The sequence below is a fragment of the Chlorogloeopsis sp. ULAP01 genome, from assembly GCF_030381805.1.
In the GTDB taxonomy this organism is placed as follows: domain Bacteria; phylum Cyanobacteriota; class Cyanobacteriia; order Cyanobacteriales; family Nostocaceae; genus Chlorogloeopsis.
The window spans coordinates 748,858-763,494 of sequence record NZ_JAUDRH010000001.1; the positions used below are offsets into that span (position 1 = coordinate 748,858).

General features: G+C 41.4%; 12 protein-coding genes, 1 tRNA gene and 1 pseudogene. 8 read left to right on the forward strand and 6 right to left on the reverse strand.

Features of this window, described 5'->3' with window-relative positions; all coding sequences use genetic code 11:
• Positions 1 to 5: 5 nt before the first annotated feature.
• The 3 genes from QUB80_RS03330 (at position 6) to QUB80_RS03340 (ending at position 3,731) form a co-directional block, all read left to right on the forward strand.
• Positions 6 to 965 carry a YegS/Rv2252/BmrU family lipid kinase gene (locus QUB80_RS03330; RefSeq protein ID WP_289788057.1) on the forward strand — a complete coding sequence of 320 codons (960 nt, stop codon included), beginning with the start codon at positions 6 to 8 and terminating at the stop codon, positions 963 to 965.
• Positions 966 to 1,326: 361 nt separating this feature from the next.
• Positions 1,327 to 2,463, forward strand: coding sequence for a serine/threonine-protein kinase (locus QUB80_RS03335; RefSeq protein ID WP_289788058.1), 1,137 nt, complete (start codon positions 1,327 to 1,329; stop codon positions 2,461 to 2,463).
• A 191-nt stretch (positions 2,464 to 2,654) separates the two neighbouring features.
• Positions 2,655 to 3,731, forward strand: a complete 1,077-nt coding sequence (locus QUB80_RS03340; RefSeq protein WP_289788059.1) for a PstS family phosphate ABC transporter substrate-binding protein — start codon at positions 2,655 to 2,657, stop codon at positions 3,729 to 3,731.
• 443 nt (positions 3,732 to 4,174) lie between these two features.
• On the opposite strand, the gene tnpA is transcribed toward QUB80_RS03340, so the two are convergent.
• Positions 4,175 to 4,597, reverse strand: coding sequence for an IS200/IS605 family transposase (gene tnpA / locus QUB80_RS03345; RefSeq protein WP_289788060.1), 423 nt, complete (start codon positions 4,595 to 4,597; stop codon positions 4,175 to 4,177).
• 66 nt (positions 4,598 to 4,663) lie between these two features.
• Between tnpA and QUB80_RS03350 the strand changes: the two are divergent.
• The 3 genes and pseudogenes from QUB80_RS03350 to QUB80_RS03360 form a co-directional block, all read left to right on the forward strand.
• A pseudogene (locus tag QUB80_RS03350) lies at positions 4,664 to 4,828 on the forward strand (RNA-guided endonuclease InsQ/TnpB family protein); the annotation flags it as partial.
• A 595-nt stretch (positions 4,829 to 5,423) separates the two neighbouring features.
• On the forward strand, positions 5,424 to 7,145 hold the full coding sequence (gene ltrA, locus QUB80_RS03355) for a group II intron reverse transcriptase/maturase (RefSeq protein WP_289788061.1): 1,722 nt from the start codon (positions 5,424 to 5,426) through the stop codon (positions 7,143 to 7,145).
• Positions 7,100 to 8,389 carry an RNA-guided endonuclease InsQ/TnpB family protein gene (locus QUB80_RS03360; protein ID WP_289788062.1) on the forward strand — a complete coding sequence of 430 codons (1,290 nt, stop codon included), beginning with the start codon at positions 7,100 to 7,102 and terminating at the stop codon, positions 8,387 to 8,389. Before ltrA ends, QUB80_RS03360 begins: the two co-directional genes overlap by 46 nt.
• Before the next feature lie 10 nt (positions 8,390 to 8,399).
• Here QUB80_RS03360 and QUB80_RS03365 read toward each other — a convergent pair.
• Positions 8,400 to 8,471, reverse strand: a tRNA-Gly gene (locus tag QUB80_RS03365).
• Between the two features lie 332 nt (positions 8,472 to 8,803).
• Between QUB80_RS03365 and QUB80_RS03370 the strand changes: the two genes are divergently transcribed.
• Positions 8,804 to 9,679: an Npun_R2479 family HD domain-containing metalloprotein gene (locus QUB80_RS03370; protein ID WP_289788063.1), complete on the forward strand. Its 876-nt coding sequence runs from the start codon at positions 8,804 to 8,806 to the stop codon at positions 9,677 to 9,679.
• 55 nt (positions 9,680 to 9,734) lie between these two features.
• The gene (locus tag QUB80_RS03375) at positions 9,735 to 10,850 is read left to right on the forward strand and encodes an ABC transporter permease (RefSeq protein WP_289788064.1); all 1,116 of its coding nucleotides are present in this window, start codon (positions 9,735 to 9,737) and stop codon (positions 10,848 to 10,850) included.
• A gap of 146 nt (positions 10,851 to 10,996) precedes the next feature.
• On the opposite strand, the gene QUB80_RS03380 is transcribed toward QUB80_RS03375, so the two are convergent.
• The 4 genes from QUB80_RS03380 to QUB80_RS03395 all read right to left on the reverse strand — a co-directional run bounded on the left by QUB80_RS03380 (position 10,997) and on the right by QUB80_RS03395 (position 14,493).
• Positions 10,997 to 12,679, reverse strand: coding sequence for a sodium:solute symporter family protein (locus tag QUB80_RS03380; RefSeq protein WP_289788065.1), 1,683 nt, complete (start codon positions 12,677 to 12,679; stop codon positions 10,997 to 10,999).
• A gap of 9 nt (positions 12,680 to 12,688) precedes the next feature.
• Complete coding sequence (locus QUB80_RS03385) at positions 12,689 to 12,943, reverse strand: DUF4212 domain-containing protein (RefSeq protein ID WP_289788066.1); 255 nt, start codon at positions 12,941 to 12,943, stop codon at positions 12,689 to 12,691.
• A 235-nt stretch (positions 12,944 to 13,178) separates the two neighbouring features.
• Positions 13,179 to 13,322, reverse strand: coding sequence for a hypothetical protein (locus QUB80_RS03390; RefSeq protein ID WP_289788067.1), 144 nt, complete (start codon positions 13,320 to 13,322; stop codon positions 13,179 to 13,181).
• Positions 13,294 to 14,493, reverse strand: coding sequence for a PrnB family protein (locus QUB80_RS03395; protein WP_289788068.1), 1,200 nt, complete (start codon positions 14,491 to 14,493; stop codon positions 13,294 to 13,296). The genes QUB80_RS03390 and QUB80_RS03395 overlap by 29 nt, the downstream gene beginning before the upstream one ends.
• Positions 14,494 to 14,637: the final 144 nt, after the last annotated feature.

A 14,637-nucleotide genomic window follows, 5' to 3' on the forward strand; every position in this document is an offset into this window, starting at 1 on the left:
CGCATATGAAACGATCGGCCTGCCTTATCTTTAATCCAGTAGCAGGGCAAAGTGACTCAGAGCAAGATTTGGTACAAATTCGGGCAATGTTAGAGCCAGAATTTGATCTAGATATTCAAATGACAACAGAAGATACTTGCGCTGATGATTTGGCATATGCCGCAGTTCAAAGGAGGGTAGATGCCATTATTGCTTCTGGGGGGGACGGCACTCTATCTGCTGCTGCTGGTGCTGTAGTAGGTACAGATATTCCCTTCGGCATTATTTCTAGGGGAACGGCAAATGCTTTTGCCGCAGCTTTAGGAATTCCTGACACAATAGCAGGTGCTTGCCAAACTATTTTGCAGGGTACGACTCGAACTGTGGATGCGGCTGAATGTAACGGCAGTCCGATGGTTTTGCTAGCAGGTATTGGGTTTGAAGCTGAAACCGTAGAAAAGGCAGATCGGGAAGCAAAAAATCGTTTTGGTGCGATCGCCTACATCCTCGCTGGATTGCAACAACTACGACAATTACAGCCCTTTGAAGTAGAAATTGAAACAGAAGATAAGATAATTAAAACCTCGGCAGCAGCAGTAACAGTGGCTAATGCGGCTCCTCCAACTTCCGTGTTAGCACAAGGCCCAGCAGGAATTATTGTAGATGATGGATTGCTAGATTTAACAATCGTAGCCCCTGCGACTAAAGCCGCAGCGATCGCAGCTGCCTTTCATTTATTTCAGACTGCTTCTACAGGAAATGCTGTAGAAAGAAATGATATTGGTTATTTGCGGGCGACAAGATTCAAAATTACAACCGATCCAGTCCAAAAAGTTGCCGTTGATGGTGAAATTTTGGGGAAAACTCCTGTGGAGATTAAATGCCTGCCAGCCAGTTTAAAAATTTTTGTGCCATTGACAGAAGAAATTTCGCCCGTAGAAAAATTAGAGGGATTGCCTAACTTGGTTGTTGAAACGAAAGAATAGGTACTGGGTATCGGGAATTGGGTAAAAAGGACACGGGGACGGAGAAAGATTTCCCCCCTCCTTTTCCTAGTCCCCAGTCCCTAATCCCTATTCCCCTACTTAGTTGCTGTTAATTTTACTTAAGTCCCACGCTTAAGGTACATTTGTACGGTACTAAAATCATTACAGAAATTTCATAATATTGAGGATGTCTAGAAAAATATTGACTGAGCCAATCAAGTAAATTTCTTTAGAATTAACTCTACACTCACTATCAACTCTCTAAACCACTGTGGTTAACATCACAAATTTAAGGAGTAAGTGGTAAGTAGATTTATCAGTACTTGAACTGGTAGGCCAAATAGCATTTAGAATGCAATCTATGAACCAGTACCCTCTCCCTCAAATCGGGAAAACGCTTCGCAATCGTTACAAAATCGTCAAACTCCTGGGGAGAGGAGGTTCTGGCGATACCTATTTGGCTATCGATTTGGATTTGCCAGGATTACCCCATTGTGTAGTTAAGCATTTCAAACCGAAAAGCCTCAATGCTGATTTTGAACCTATTGCCAAAAGCCTATTTGCTCGCGAAGCAGAAGTTTTATACCAGCTAGGTAATAATCATGACCAAATTCCTAGATTATTTGCCCATTTTGATGAAAATGGAGATTTCTACTTAGTTCAAGAATTTATTGATGGTCATGATTTGACTAAGGAAATCCTACCATCTCAATGTTTGAACGAAGAAGCAGTCTTTGACCTGTTAAGGGACATCCTAGAAGTAGTAGTCTTTGTCCACGAACACAATATCATTCATCGGGATATTAAACCCCAAAATTTAATGCGTCGGCATTGGGATAACAAGATTGTGCTGATTGATTTTGGCAGTATTAAGAAAATGAGTACTCTGGGTATGAACGAGCAGGGACAAGCCAATATCAATGTTGCAATTGGTACTCCTGGCTATATGCCGAACGAACAATCTAAAGGAAAGCCGCAACTTAGCAGCGATGTTTATGCTGTCGGAATGATTGGCATTCAAGCTCTAACAGGTTTAAGAGCCGATCAACTGCCAAAAGATCCGCACACAGGAGAAGTAATTTGGCGTGACAAAGCACAAGTAAGTAACGCTCTTGCCAATGTTTTAGATACAATGGTTCGCCAGCGCTTGAGCCAACGTTACCAGTCAGCAGCAGAAGCTTTGCAAGCACTCCTTGCTGTTCGGGAGTTACCATCGACTTTACAACCTGTACCAGTAGGCAGAAATGTTGATTTTAGTTCTTTGCTGCCGTATAAAAAATCTGTCTTATTACTTGGGGTAAGCCTTGGCGCTACTACTAGTCTGGTGGTGGTTATTTTATTTTATATATTTCTTCAGACAAGTACAATAGTTCTAAATCAGCCGAATCAATCAAAGAGTTTTCTAGAAAAAATTGTGGAACCAATTCGTAACAAATTAATGCTTTTAGTAAATTGTCCACTTGCAGACGATACTATTAGTGAACTAAAAAAACAATAGAACCAAGGTCAGAAAGTTCTACGTAGTTTGACTTCTATCCATAGGTGTTTGATTAGTTGATGATCTGGTTTAATGATTAAGTGTTAGTAATTCATTTTCGTTAAAATTTTTAGCAATTCGTAAAAATAGCATCTTTAAACATTTAATCATTTGATTTAGCTCGGAATCACCAGTACAGATAAAACAGACACATGGACAATACAAATCGAAGAAAATTTGTAATGAACGAAGAAGCTACACTTTTACTTCGAGGCTTGATCATAGGTAAAGTGATGACTATTGTGGTCATCGGTGGGCTTTTATGGTGGTTTTTAAGACCATATACTTTGGTACGAAAGAATGCTGTCTCTTCCTCCGGGCAAAGTTCAAATCCCGCCTTGATTTCTGGATCTACCTTTAACAGTGTTGCTAATGTTCCAGTTGGTTCATTTAACTATGGTGGCAGTACAGCCTGGGCTTCTATCCGTCAATTGGTAGATTCTCTCATTCAAAGCGATCGCCCAGAATTACAATTGCGTTATGTAAATCCTATTAACGGCATTCCTAGTTCTAGTTCAGGCATTCGGATGTTACTTAACGGACAATTGGACTTTGCCCAGTTATCTCGTCCTTTAACAGAAGAAGAATATACTTTAGCTAAACAACAAGGTTTCACGCTTGAGCAACGCCAAGTTGGAATTGATGGCATAGCAGTGGCAGTCAACCCATCACTGCAAGTACCGGGTTTAACAGTTGAGCAGTTGCAGCAAATTTATTTGGGACAAATTACTAACTGGAAACAGGTAGGTGGGCAAGACTTACCCATTACTCCTTTTTCCTTAAATCCAGAAGATGCAGATCCAGTAATATTCTCGACTAAGGGAGACGTGAATAAACAAGAGCTTGGTTCTAATGTTAACTATGTATCTTCTACTACAGAAGCCCTGCGCCAAGTTAGTCAAACTCCTGGAGGAATATATTATGGTTCTGCCCGTGCCATAGTGCCTCAATGTAGCGTCAAGCCTTTACCACTTGGCAATACTCCTAATGAGTTTGTTTCTCCTTATCGCCAACCTTTAGTCACACCTGAGCAATGCCCGCGTCAACGCAACCAAGTTAATACTGAAGCGATCAAAAATGGCAGCTATCCAATTACTACTAACTTGTTTGTGATTATTAAACAGAACAACGGTAAAGAGCAGGAGGCAGGAGAAGCCTATGCTAATCTTTTACTCAGCGATCAAGGACAACAAGTGATCGAGCAAGCTGGTTTTGCGGGAGTTCGCTAGGTTTCCATTCAATTTAGTTTTCCCAGCAAGTGGGAACTTGTTACCCTTATTTGCAATGCTGAGGATTAGCAAATCATTTACATTTGACAAATCCTCACGACAGTCTTTCTAGTTTGGAGGGGAAGTTTTCTGTACCCTCCTTCCTTAATGTACATTCACAAACTAATGTTGCTAATTGTAAACTGTGAAACCTTTGATTGACAAAGGTTTTATTGATTTCCTCTAGTATTCAACAGCTATCATAAATTCAAATGAATTTCATAAAATAGATGTCGGAAAATCAAAAACTTCACATTTTATGTGTCGTTTAACAAAAACTGCGTAATTCCCGTTCCTCAGCTTTTAGCAGGGAGGGGATGTAAGCGGGTCAAAAGCGAAACACCCCATTGTTGATTTTTACCGTAGGTAAAAGAGGCAATGGGGTAGTTGAACTTTTGACAATATCAATGCGCGGGTTTTTCTTGAGCTCGTATATATTCTTTCACAATTTCCAATGGTGCGCCACCAACGGAAACAACAGAATAGGCATCTGTCCAAAAGCTAGGATCTTTCGCTTTCCAATAGAAAGATTTTAGGTAGTCTTGAAATTCCTTCCTGATGATGCGACTTGATGCTGATTTCAGGGAACCCACTAATTGCGAAATGTTGTTGTCTGGATGAAAGTCTATTAGTAGATGAACGTGATTTTCTTCGCCACTAAACTCCAATAACATACATTTTCTCTTTTCACAAACACGACTAAGAACTTCTTGCAATTTAGAAAGAATATCTTGAGTAATAACATCTTTGCGGTATTTTGCTACTAAGATGACGTGTAAGTGAATGCTAAAAACAGCGTGAGAAGCTTTCCTGAACTTAGTTTTCATGTTGACAACTGATTCTAGACAATGGTAGGATACCACAAAACACAACTGATAAAAAGGTGATGAGATGTGGCTTTGCGTAGAGCTACTTTCAGACTCTATCCAACCAAGCAAGTGAATAGCATATTGCACTATCACCGGAGACTGCACAAGGATCTCTACAATGCCGCAGTCTATAACAGAATTACGTCTTATAAAAAGTTTGGAAAGTCTGTTTCATACTTTGAACAACAGGTGCGACGTGAAAAGTCGTACATCAGGACACGTGTCCTGTGACCGGAGAATAAAATTCTCCCAGGGAATCCCTACTCCCTGTCCCCATGTAAAAGGGTCATTGACCCCGCCTACGTCAGAAGTAAGTAATGAAACTGATGGAATGCAAGGCACAAAAGCGCCACCAGTCATAATCAGATTGATAATGGGGTGCAAGGGGAAAACCGAAGAAGGTTAGCGTAAGCGAACCGTCACAAGTCTCGTTATCGAAAGAAACTGCGAAACTGATTGATACGCAGTAACCAAAAGGTAAGTGGGTGGTTGTTATGAGTTTGTTGGCATAACAACGTGGGGACTTAATCCCACCGGGATATAGACGGAACCTAAATTGGTTGTAAGTCAAATGTACGAAACACGGTAAGCCCTATGGATTCTTTTGAACCACAAAAGTAGGTTAACCGCAAGGAAGACTGAAATATCCAGAGGGTAAAGGATGCCGGAGAAAGCGAATGCTAGGGGTAATGCCTTAGATAGGGGATAAATACCCCACACCGAAAGGTGGCAGACTTCCGGCAGGTGTCCAGCGGTAATTCCAAAGTAAAGGAATCGAACCAACGTGAAAGATAGGGTCAATCAAGACATCGGAGCGAAGGGCTTGCTACGAGACTGGGCGGACATAAATTGGAAGCTAGTCAAAAAGCGAGTTAGAAACCTAAGACAAAGAATTTACCGTGCCTCCCAACAAGGTGAGTGGAAAAAGGTAAGAAGCCTAATGAAACTCATGCTACGTAGCTACTCCAACCTGCTGCTTGCCGTGCGAAGGGTCACTCAAGAAAACCAGGGCAAACAAACCCCAGGGGTAGATAATGAAGTGGCTCTAGACCCAAAAGACAGGGTACACCTCACTATTAAGATGAGGAAACTTACGCCCTGGAAGGCAAAACCAACCAAGCGAGTATATATACCCAAGTCAAACGGAAAGAGGAGACCGCTAGGAATTCCTACCATCCAAAATAGGGTAGCACAGGCAATCGTCAAAAATGCACTGGAACCGTACTGGGAACCCCATTTTGAACCCAACAGTTTTGGGTTCAGACCTGGCAGAAGCTGTCATGATGCAATTGCCCAAGTATGGCTAAGATGCAACAACAAAACAGCAGACACATGGATACTAGACGCGGATATCAAGGGAGCATTTGACAACATCAGTCACAAATACGTACTCAATGCCATCGGAAAAGCCCCAGGCAGAGAATTAATCAAACAGTGGCTGAAAGCAGGTTATGTAGAGAACGAAATCTTCAAGGCAACAGAAAGCGGAACACCGCAGGGTGGCGTAATTTCACCGCTCCTTGCGAATATCGCCCTAAATGGATTGGAAGAATACCTAAATCAGTTTACTGAAAAAAGGTACTATGACCGGAAACCTGGTTCAAAAGGAACCGGAAAAGCCAGTCTAATAAGAAAGCGATATGGATACATCCGCTATGCCGATGACTTTATCATCACGGCACAAAGCCGAGAAGAAATCGAGGCAATAGTTCCAAAAGTCAGGGAATGGCTGAAAGAAAGAGGGCTAGAACTCAATGAGAACAAAACCAAAATCTGTAAAACAGAAAAAGGTTTTAATTTCTTAGGATTCCATGTAATTAGACATGGCAAATGCCTTACTTTCCCCGAAAAAGAAAAGGTTCTTGCCTTTCTTAGAGAGTTAAGACAATGGCTAAAAACCAATAAAGAAACAACTCCAGAAATGGTAGTAAGATACCTAAACCCCAGACTCAGAGGCTTTGCGAACTACTACAGATTTGGAGCCAGCAAAAGGGTGTTTTCATACATTGATTATCAGGTATGGAAAATGCTCTGGAGATGGTCAACACGGAAGCACCCCAAGAAGAAACTCTGGTGGATTATGGGCAACTACTTCAAACCTTATAGGAACAGGAGTAAGGTGTTTACCGCCATTGTTAAGGATAGACGGGGGAAATTAACACCTATGTCAGTCATATCAATAGCTGACATTCCCATTGAAAGACACGTCAAAGTCAAGGGAAACGCATCACCGGATGACTCCAGTCTGAAAGAGTATTGGGACAAACGCCGAACAAAATACGGCAAAAGTTACTGGTCTAAAGGTACGAAGCTACGAAAAGTGGCAGAGAATCAAGGCTGGAAATGCCCAATATGCGCCGAACATCTACTGAATGGAGAAGATTTGCACACCCATCACAAAATAAAAATTAGTGAGGGGGGGGATGACGGGGTTAAAAACCTAGTCCATCTTCATAAAGCATGTCACTTACAGCTACACAAAAAGGAAAGGAGGCTGGATGCATGAGCCGGATGATGGGCAACTGTCACGTCCGGTTCTCTGGGGAGGAGGACACGGCGACGTGTGCCTCCTTACCCGACAATTGCTTGCCTGAATTCAAAGAAGTATGGACAGAGTACAAACAAATAAATTCCCAATCATTACAAGCAACACTAAAACGTGTTGACTTTGCGTTTGTGCGTTTCTTCAAAGGTTTAGCGGGATATCCAAAATTCAAATCAATTCGTCGTTATTCTGGATGGAGTTATCCGTCTTTTACGGGTTGGAAGTGTCATAGTATTGGTGACAACGGTTATCTAGAATTAGCCAAAATTGGTGAAATCCAGATGCGTGGAAAAGCTAGATTATGGGGACACCCAAAAGCTTTAGACATTGTTTACCGTAATGGGAAGTGGTACGCATCTATAGTTTTGGATCTAGACGATAACTTGCTAAAAAATAATCGTAAAACTAGTGATGGAATTGTTGCTATTGATTTAGGATGCAATGATGCTATTGCCTGGACTAATGGTGAGGAAAATGGTTTGATTCCCGCACCTAGATTTTTGAGAAATGCAGAACAGAAAATTAAGCAATTAAGTAAAGGCAAGCGTCGTAAACGTTCACCTAACTACAAGAAAAAGCAGAAAGCTTCTAGAAGATGGAAGAAAGTTCAAAAGTTGATTAGCAAAGTATATCGAAAAGTTGCGGAGTCACGTCAGAACTGGGTTCATCAAGTAACTACACGAATAATTAGCGGTAATAGCACGGTAGTCACTGAGCAACTAGAAGTAAAGAAAATCAGTGCCAAAGCTAAAAAAGGGAAGCGTAAAACACAAAAAGCTGGACTAAATAAATCAATTCTTGATGTTGGCATGGGGATGATTAGACAATTCCTAAAATACAAGTTGGATGATGTTTGTGGTACTTTTTCAGAAGCGCCAACCAAGAAAATTAAACCATCTCAAACTTGTCCTAAATGTGGGCATCAAGAAAAGAAAACGCTCTTACAGCGAGTACATATTTGCAGTAATTGTAAATACACTCAACAGCACGATATTGCTTCTGGAGAAGTAATGCTTCTTTGGTACTCAAATCAACTACCGGGATTAGGAACCAGTCTCGTAGACGTGGATGGCTCTAGCTCTACTTCACGTACCCGTAAAGTTGCGGGAAGCATGAAGCAACTAGGTCAGAAGAAACGTCAAAAGTCTCAGGCTAGTCCAGGGGATGTAGAAACCCCTGGCTCCATCTTTGCTAGCCAGGGGTAGTTCATTTTCAAGCGGGTGATGGGACTCGAACCCACGACATTCAGCTTGGGAAGCTGACGTTCTACCACTGAACTACACCCGCAAACAGTTATTAACCAAAACCAGGATAGCAACTATTATATATAAGATTTCAATCGCTGTTGTTCAAATATGGTTTACATCAGGCAGAAAACTGCACGATGTTTGAATCACAGGATTTTTGGATTTAGATCGCAGCTGGTAATAGCATGGATGTGAAAAACTAATTAGATGTAGAACCTATGAATAAGCGCTCCTCAGCCGCGATCGCATTTGAGCAACACTTAAAAGACAATGTTAAAATAAATACAATTATAAAATAATTGTGCTTAACTTTAATTTGACGTCAAGGTATTTGTAAATTCTGATATAAGCTTGTCCGACTGAGAAACCAATATGTTTAATGCCACGGAAATATTAATAGATGCTTTTGTAAAGCAAATTCGAGAGGGCTACTACCGTACTTACGGCTGTTTTAAAAGTGATTATCAAGATATTATTGCTTGGGCGGGCAACATGGCTTTAGAAAACATAGCCAACAGTGACGCCTTATATCATAATGTAGAACACTCGATTCTCGTTACCCTGGTTGGACAGGAAATGTTACGTGGCAAACACATTCGGGAAGGAGGAGTATCCAGTGAAGACTGGTTGCATTTTATGATTTCCCTGGTGTGTCATGATATCGGCTACGTTAAAGGTGTGTGCCGCCAAGACCGAGAGTTAGAAGGATTATATGCTACAGGTAAAGATAGCATCATGATTCGTTTGGCTCCAGGAGCTTCTGATGCTAGTTTGACACCATATCATGTGGATAGGGCAAAACTTTTTATTAATGAACGCTTTGGCGGGCATAAACTGATAGATTCTGAAGTCATTAAAAGCAACATTGAATTGACGCGTTTCCCAGTACCAGCAGCCGAGGATCATCACTGTGCTGATAGCTATGCAGGCTTGGTGCGTGCTGCGGACTTAATTGGGCAATTAAGCGATCCTCGCTATTTAAAGAAAATAACTTCTTTGTTCTACGAGTTTGAAGAAACAGGAATGAATAAAGTTTTAGGATATCAAACTCCTGCTGATTTACGCAAAAACTATGCTAAATTCTACTGGAATGTAGTTTATCCGTATATCCAGGATGGATTGCGTTATCTATCTTTGACACAACAGGGAAAACAATTTATTGCTAATCTTTACTCAAATGTGTTTGTTGTCGAACATGAAATGCCTCAAGAAGACAAGTTGTATTTAGTTGAGCAACTACAGGCTTAATATGGTAGTCATGAATTATTGATTTAGGACAGACGACAAAGGAAAAATAACAACTATGAATTGGTGGCAAAGACTAAAGAAAAATCCTTTGGCACGATTTGGAGCAATTTTACTAATAGTATTCTATGCGGCAGTAATTGCAGCTGATTTCGTTGCTCCTTACGATCCTTATGCCTCGCAACCAAATGGTTCGCTACTGCCACCCACCAAAATTCATTGGTTTTCAGAATCTGGGCAGTTTATTGGCCCTCATGTTTATCCGACAATTCAAGGAGATACAAATTTAGAAACAGGCGATCGCGAACTAATTGTAGATAAAAGCAAGCCCTCTCCAGTCCGGTTATTTGTTGAAGGTGCTGAATATCGTCTGTTTCAATTAAGTTTACCACTGCCACCACAGTGGGATGAGGTAACTATCATCCCTGGCATTCCCTTAAATTGGCATTTGTTTGGCACTACAAATCAAACAAAAATCAATATTTTAGGTACTGACGATCAAGGACGCGATCAGTTCAGTCGTTTATTACACGGTGGTAGGATTAGTTTATTTATTGGAATTATCGGAGTTGCCTTAACTTTTCCCTTGGGGATGATTGTTGGTGGAATTTCTGGCTATTTTGGAGGCTGGGTTGACAGTATCACCATGCGTCTGGCTGAAGTACTAATGACTTTTCCCAGTATTTATCTTTTGGTAACTTTGGGCGCTGTTTTACCACCAGGACTTTCGAGTACTCAACGCTTTGTGCTAATTGTGTTGATTACATCGTTTATTAGCTGGGCTGGGTTAGCACGAGTCATCCGTGGACAGGTACTATCTATCAAAGAGCGAGAATTTGTACAAGCAGCACAAGCAATGGGTGGCAAGCCACTATATATCATTATTCGCCATATCCTACCGCAAACTGCTACCTACATAATTATCTCTGCAACCCTTGCTGTTCCTGGTTTTATTGGTGCAGAAGCAGTACTTAGTCTGATTGGATTAGGAATTCAACAACCAGATCCATCTTGGGGCAATATGTTATCACTAGCAACTAATGCTTCAATCTTGGTATTGCAACCTTGGTTAATCTGGCCACCAGCCTTAGTTATTATCCTAACAGTGCTGGCATTTAACTTACTCGGTGATGGGCTTCGAGATGCGCTTGATCCGCGTAGCTTGCAAAAGTAGAAAATTTAGCAAAAATTATGTTTTAAAAATCGACCACCGATAAACACAGATGCACACGGATAATTTATCTGTGTCTATCTGTGTCCATCTGTAGTCGTTATCATCATAAAAATATAGACGTGCCAGGCACGTCTCTACTTGTAGTATCAGTTTTCTAATGTCGCTACAGCTTGTTTATCTTCGATATCAGGGGAGCGTAAATCTTCCACCAATGCCTGAATTTCTAATGGTGGTGGTGCGCTCAGGCGCGAAACAACCCAAGTGACAATGAAATTAATAATCGCCCCCAGCGTGCCAATGCCTTCTGCTGAGACTCCAAAGAACCAAGCTGGCATACCTGCAAACTTGACGCCAATAATGTAAATGGTTGTGAAAATTAAACCCGTCAACATCCCGGCGATCGCTCCAGTGGAGTTGGTGCGCTTGTCAAAAATACCGAGGAAAATTGCTGGAAAGAAGCTAGAAGCAGCTAAACCGAAGGCAAAAGCTACCACTTCACCTACAAACCCTGGCGGATTCACACCAAAGTACCCAGCCGCAACTAACGATAAACCAACCATCATGCGCCCAACAAACACCCGTTTTTGCTCAGATGCTTGCGGATCGACAATGCGATAGTAGACATCGTGGGCGATGGAACTAGATATTACCAGTAACAATCCCGATGCCGTAGATAAAGCCGCAGCCAAGCCACCAGCAGCCACCAAGGCAATAACCCAAGGAGCAAGTTTAGCTATTTCTGGGGTAGCAAGAACGATGATATCTCGGTCAATCGTTATTTCGTTAGTGTCTTTGTTGGGAGTTAGCTGCAAACGCCCATCACCGTTTTTGTCTTCAAATGCTAACAGTTTTGTCTTTTCCCACTTGTTTGCCCAATCTAGCTGCCGTACTTCCTCTATCGTTTGATTATGCAGCGAAGTAATTAGGTTGTACCGGGCAAACATGGAAAGGGCAGGAGCAGTTGTATATAAAATTGCAATGAATAATAGCGCCCAACCAGCCGAAAAACGAGCAGAACGTACACTAGGTACTGTGTAAAAGCGCACAATAACATGAGGTAAACCAGCAGTGCCTACCATCAGTGCTAGGGTGATGAATAGCACGTCAATCATTGGTTTGTTGACAAAGGCTTGGGTATACTCCTGAAATCCCAAGTCAACTTGGATTTGATTGAGCTTATCAGCGATGTCACTAAAGGTAAATGCCAGTTGAGGAAAGGGGTTGCCTGTCAGTAAGAAAGCAAGGGCGATCGCCGGAATCAAGTAAGCAATAATCAAGATGCAGTACTGCGCTACCTGCGTCCAGGTGATACCTTTCATACCACCCAAGACTGCAAAAAAGCCAACAATTACCATACCGATGACTACGCCGGTATTAATATCAACTTGCAGAAAGCGGCTAAAAACAATGCCCACTCCCCGCATTTGCCCGGCTACATAAGTTAGAGAAACAAAAATGGCGGCAATTACAGCTACCAAGCGTGCGAGATTGGAGTAGTAGCGATCGCCAACAAAGTCTGGAACAGTGTACTTACCAAACTTGCGTAAGTAAGGAGCGAGCAGTAATGCCAGCAGCACATAGCCACCAGTCCAACCCATCAGGTAAATTGAGCCATCATAGCCCATAAAAGAAATCAGCCCCGCCATGGAAATAAATGAGGCGGCAGACATCCAGTCAGCTGCTGTAGCGGCACCGTTGGCGATTGAGGGTACTCCCCGTTCTGCGACAAAAAAACCTTCACTATCTTTGACTCGCGATTGCCAGCCTATGTAAAGGTAAATTAAAAAAGATAATCCAACTATTAAAATCGTCCAAAGTTCAACTGACACAACCTTTCCTCACTTCTTGTGATTATATTTGCGATCTAACTTATCCATTTGAAAGGCATAGATGAAAATTAGCCCTACAAATATCAAAATTGACCCCTGTTGCGCTATCCAAAAGCCTAAAGGTACGCCAAAAAAACGTATTGTGTTCAAGGGTTGTACTAGCAAAATACTAAAGACGAGGGAAACTAATGCCCAGATTATTAAAAGATTGCGAATTAAAGCCGTATTGGCACGCCAATATGAACGATGTTGATGCTTATCCATTGTTTTTCAAGTAAATGCATCAAAAATAATCTCAAGAAGTCATAATCTTACTGGAAATATATAAACTTATAAATGTTATTTACACAATTTTAATAAATCTTGCAAAATCCATTATTTGGTTATACAAACTGAGATTTAGCTAGTTGATACCGATGCAAAAAACGTTTGCAACACATCCTGATGTAGAGACGTGCCATGGCATGTCTCTACAATGTCTATTTGTCGCATTCTTTTTTCAAATTGGTATGACTATATCAGCAACGGCTATTTCAAAGAGCAATTTCAGGGTGCGATCGCATAAAAGATATGTCGTAGAATGTAACCAGCCAACAACTTCCATACTCAAACTTTTATTCCAAAAGATGTCGTCGGCTTTCATCGCGATGTTTTTGCAAATATCGCATGAATGGTGTGCCTCCGGTGCCTATTTTGGTATCATTGCTAGATTTTGCAGTTTGTTGATGGATGTAGCGGTTAGCAAATTCTAGGTGTTGGGTACGGAATTGTTCTATGAGAGATACGCAATCATTATATAAATCTCTAAGCTTTGGTACTTTATCCATATAATTTTTAACAAAATCACGCAGTGTTGAGCGCCCTTCCACTACTTCGATAAAAGTACGATGTTTTAGTGGCATATAATTCCGCATTTCCATTAAGAATTCCCACAATGGATCGTGTTGGTGGGAAATATTGAATAGAGCATCCATAGTCGGTACAATACTGCTTTGTGCGCCCGTCTCGCCACGAAACTGCTGAGGTTTTTCACCCCATTTTTCTACGCCTTCGTATATAAGTCCTTCTGGTAGTGCAGAGTTATTTTTCCAGCCATGAATGTAAGGACGTACTCGATTGTAGTAAATGTAAGGATCGCAACCTTCTGGCATTCGGTTCATGGTGGTGTTGATGTTTGTCCATGCGTTCTTGATGTTTTCTAAAGCAGCGATCGCTTTGTTAATATCAGCCTGAGCAATTGCCTCTAAAAGAGCAGGAATCGCACAGAGTGCAGGTGCAGCTTTCGCTTCAATATCGATGTGAATGAGAATAAACCAGTCTTCATCCAATCCACCAAAAAAGTTTTGCGCAATGATGATATTGCCAATTGTGATCGGTTCAGTTTCGTTAATTCGCACCCAGTTGTCTAAGGCATAGGAAGCATAAGATAATACTGGAAGTCTACCTATTTTTTGAGAAACTTTATAAAAAGGTACGGCAATATTGCGTGGCAGCACTTTTACAGGTTTAGCTTCACCCCAAACGTAAGCATGGGTTAGATAAGAGTACACCTGCATGAGCCGACGTAGCTGCATCTCGTCTAAATTTTCTTGCTCCACATTCACTTGCGGGAGTTTCTCTACAACTTGACGAATCTTGCCAGTAGTCAACCACTTGGGTAGTAAGGTAACTGCTTGTTGCACTTGCCGAAACACCTCCGGCAATTGAACATTGGCAGGAGAATGGGTTGGTAAAAAACCACATTCCCGGCTCACATCGTAATCTTCAAGCTGAAGGAGATTTATATTTTCTTTTTTTAGTTCGATACTTGTCATTATTTATTCCTCCTGAAATATAAAGCTGAGAATTGGAGGAGAACGATGAATATAGATGCGTATGATATGAGTTCCCAAGGGGCGCGTTTTACGCTCCCGCAATGAATGAAAGAAAGATTTCTGTTTTCGGTGTTGCTGAATCCG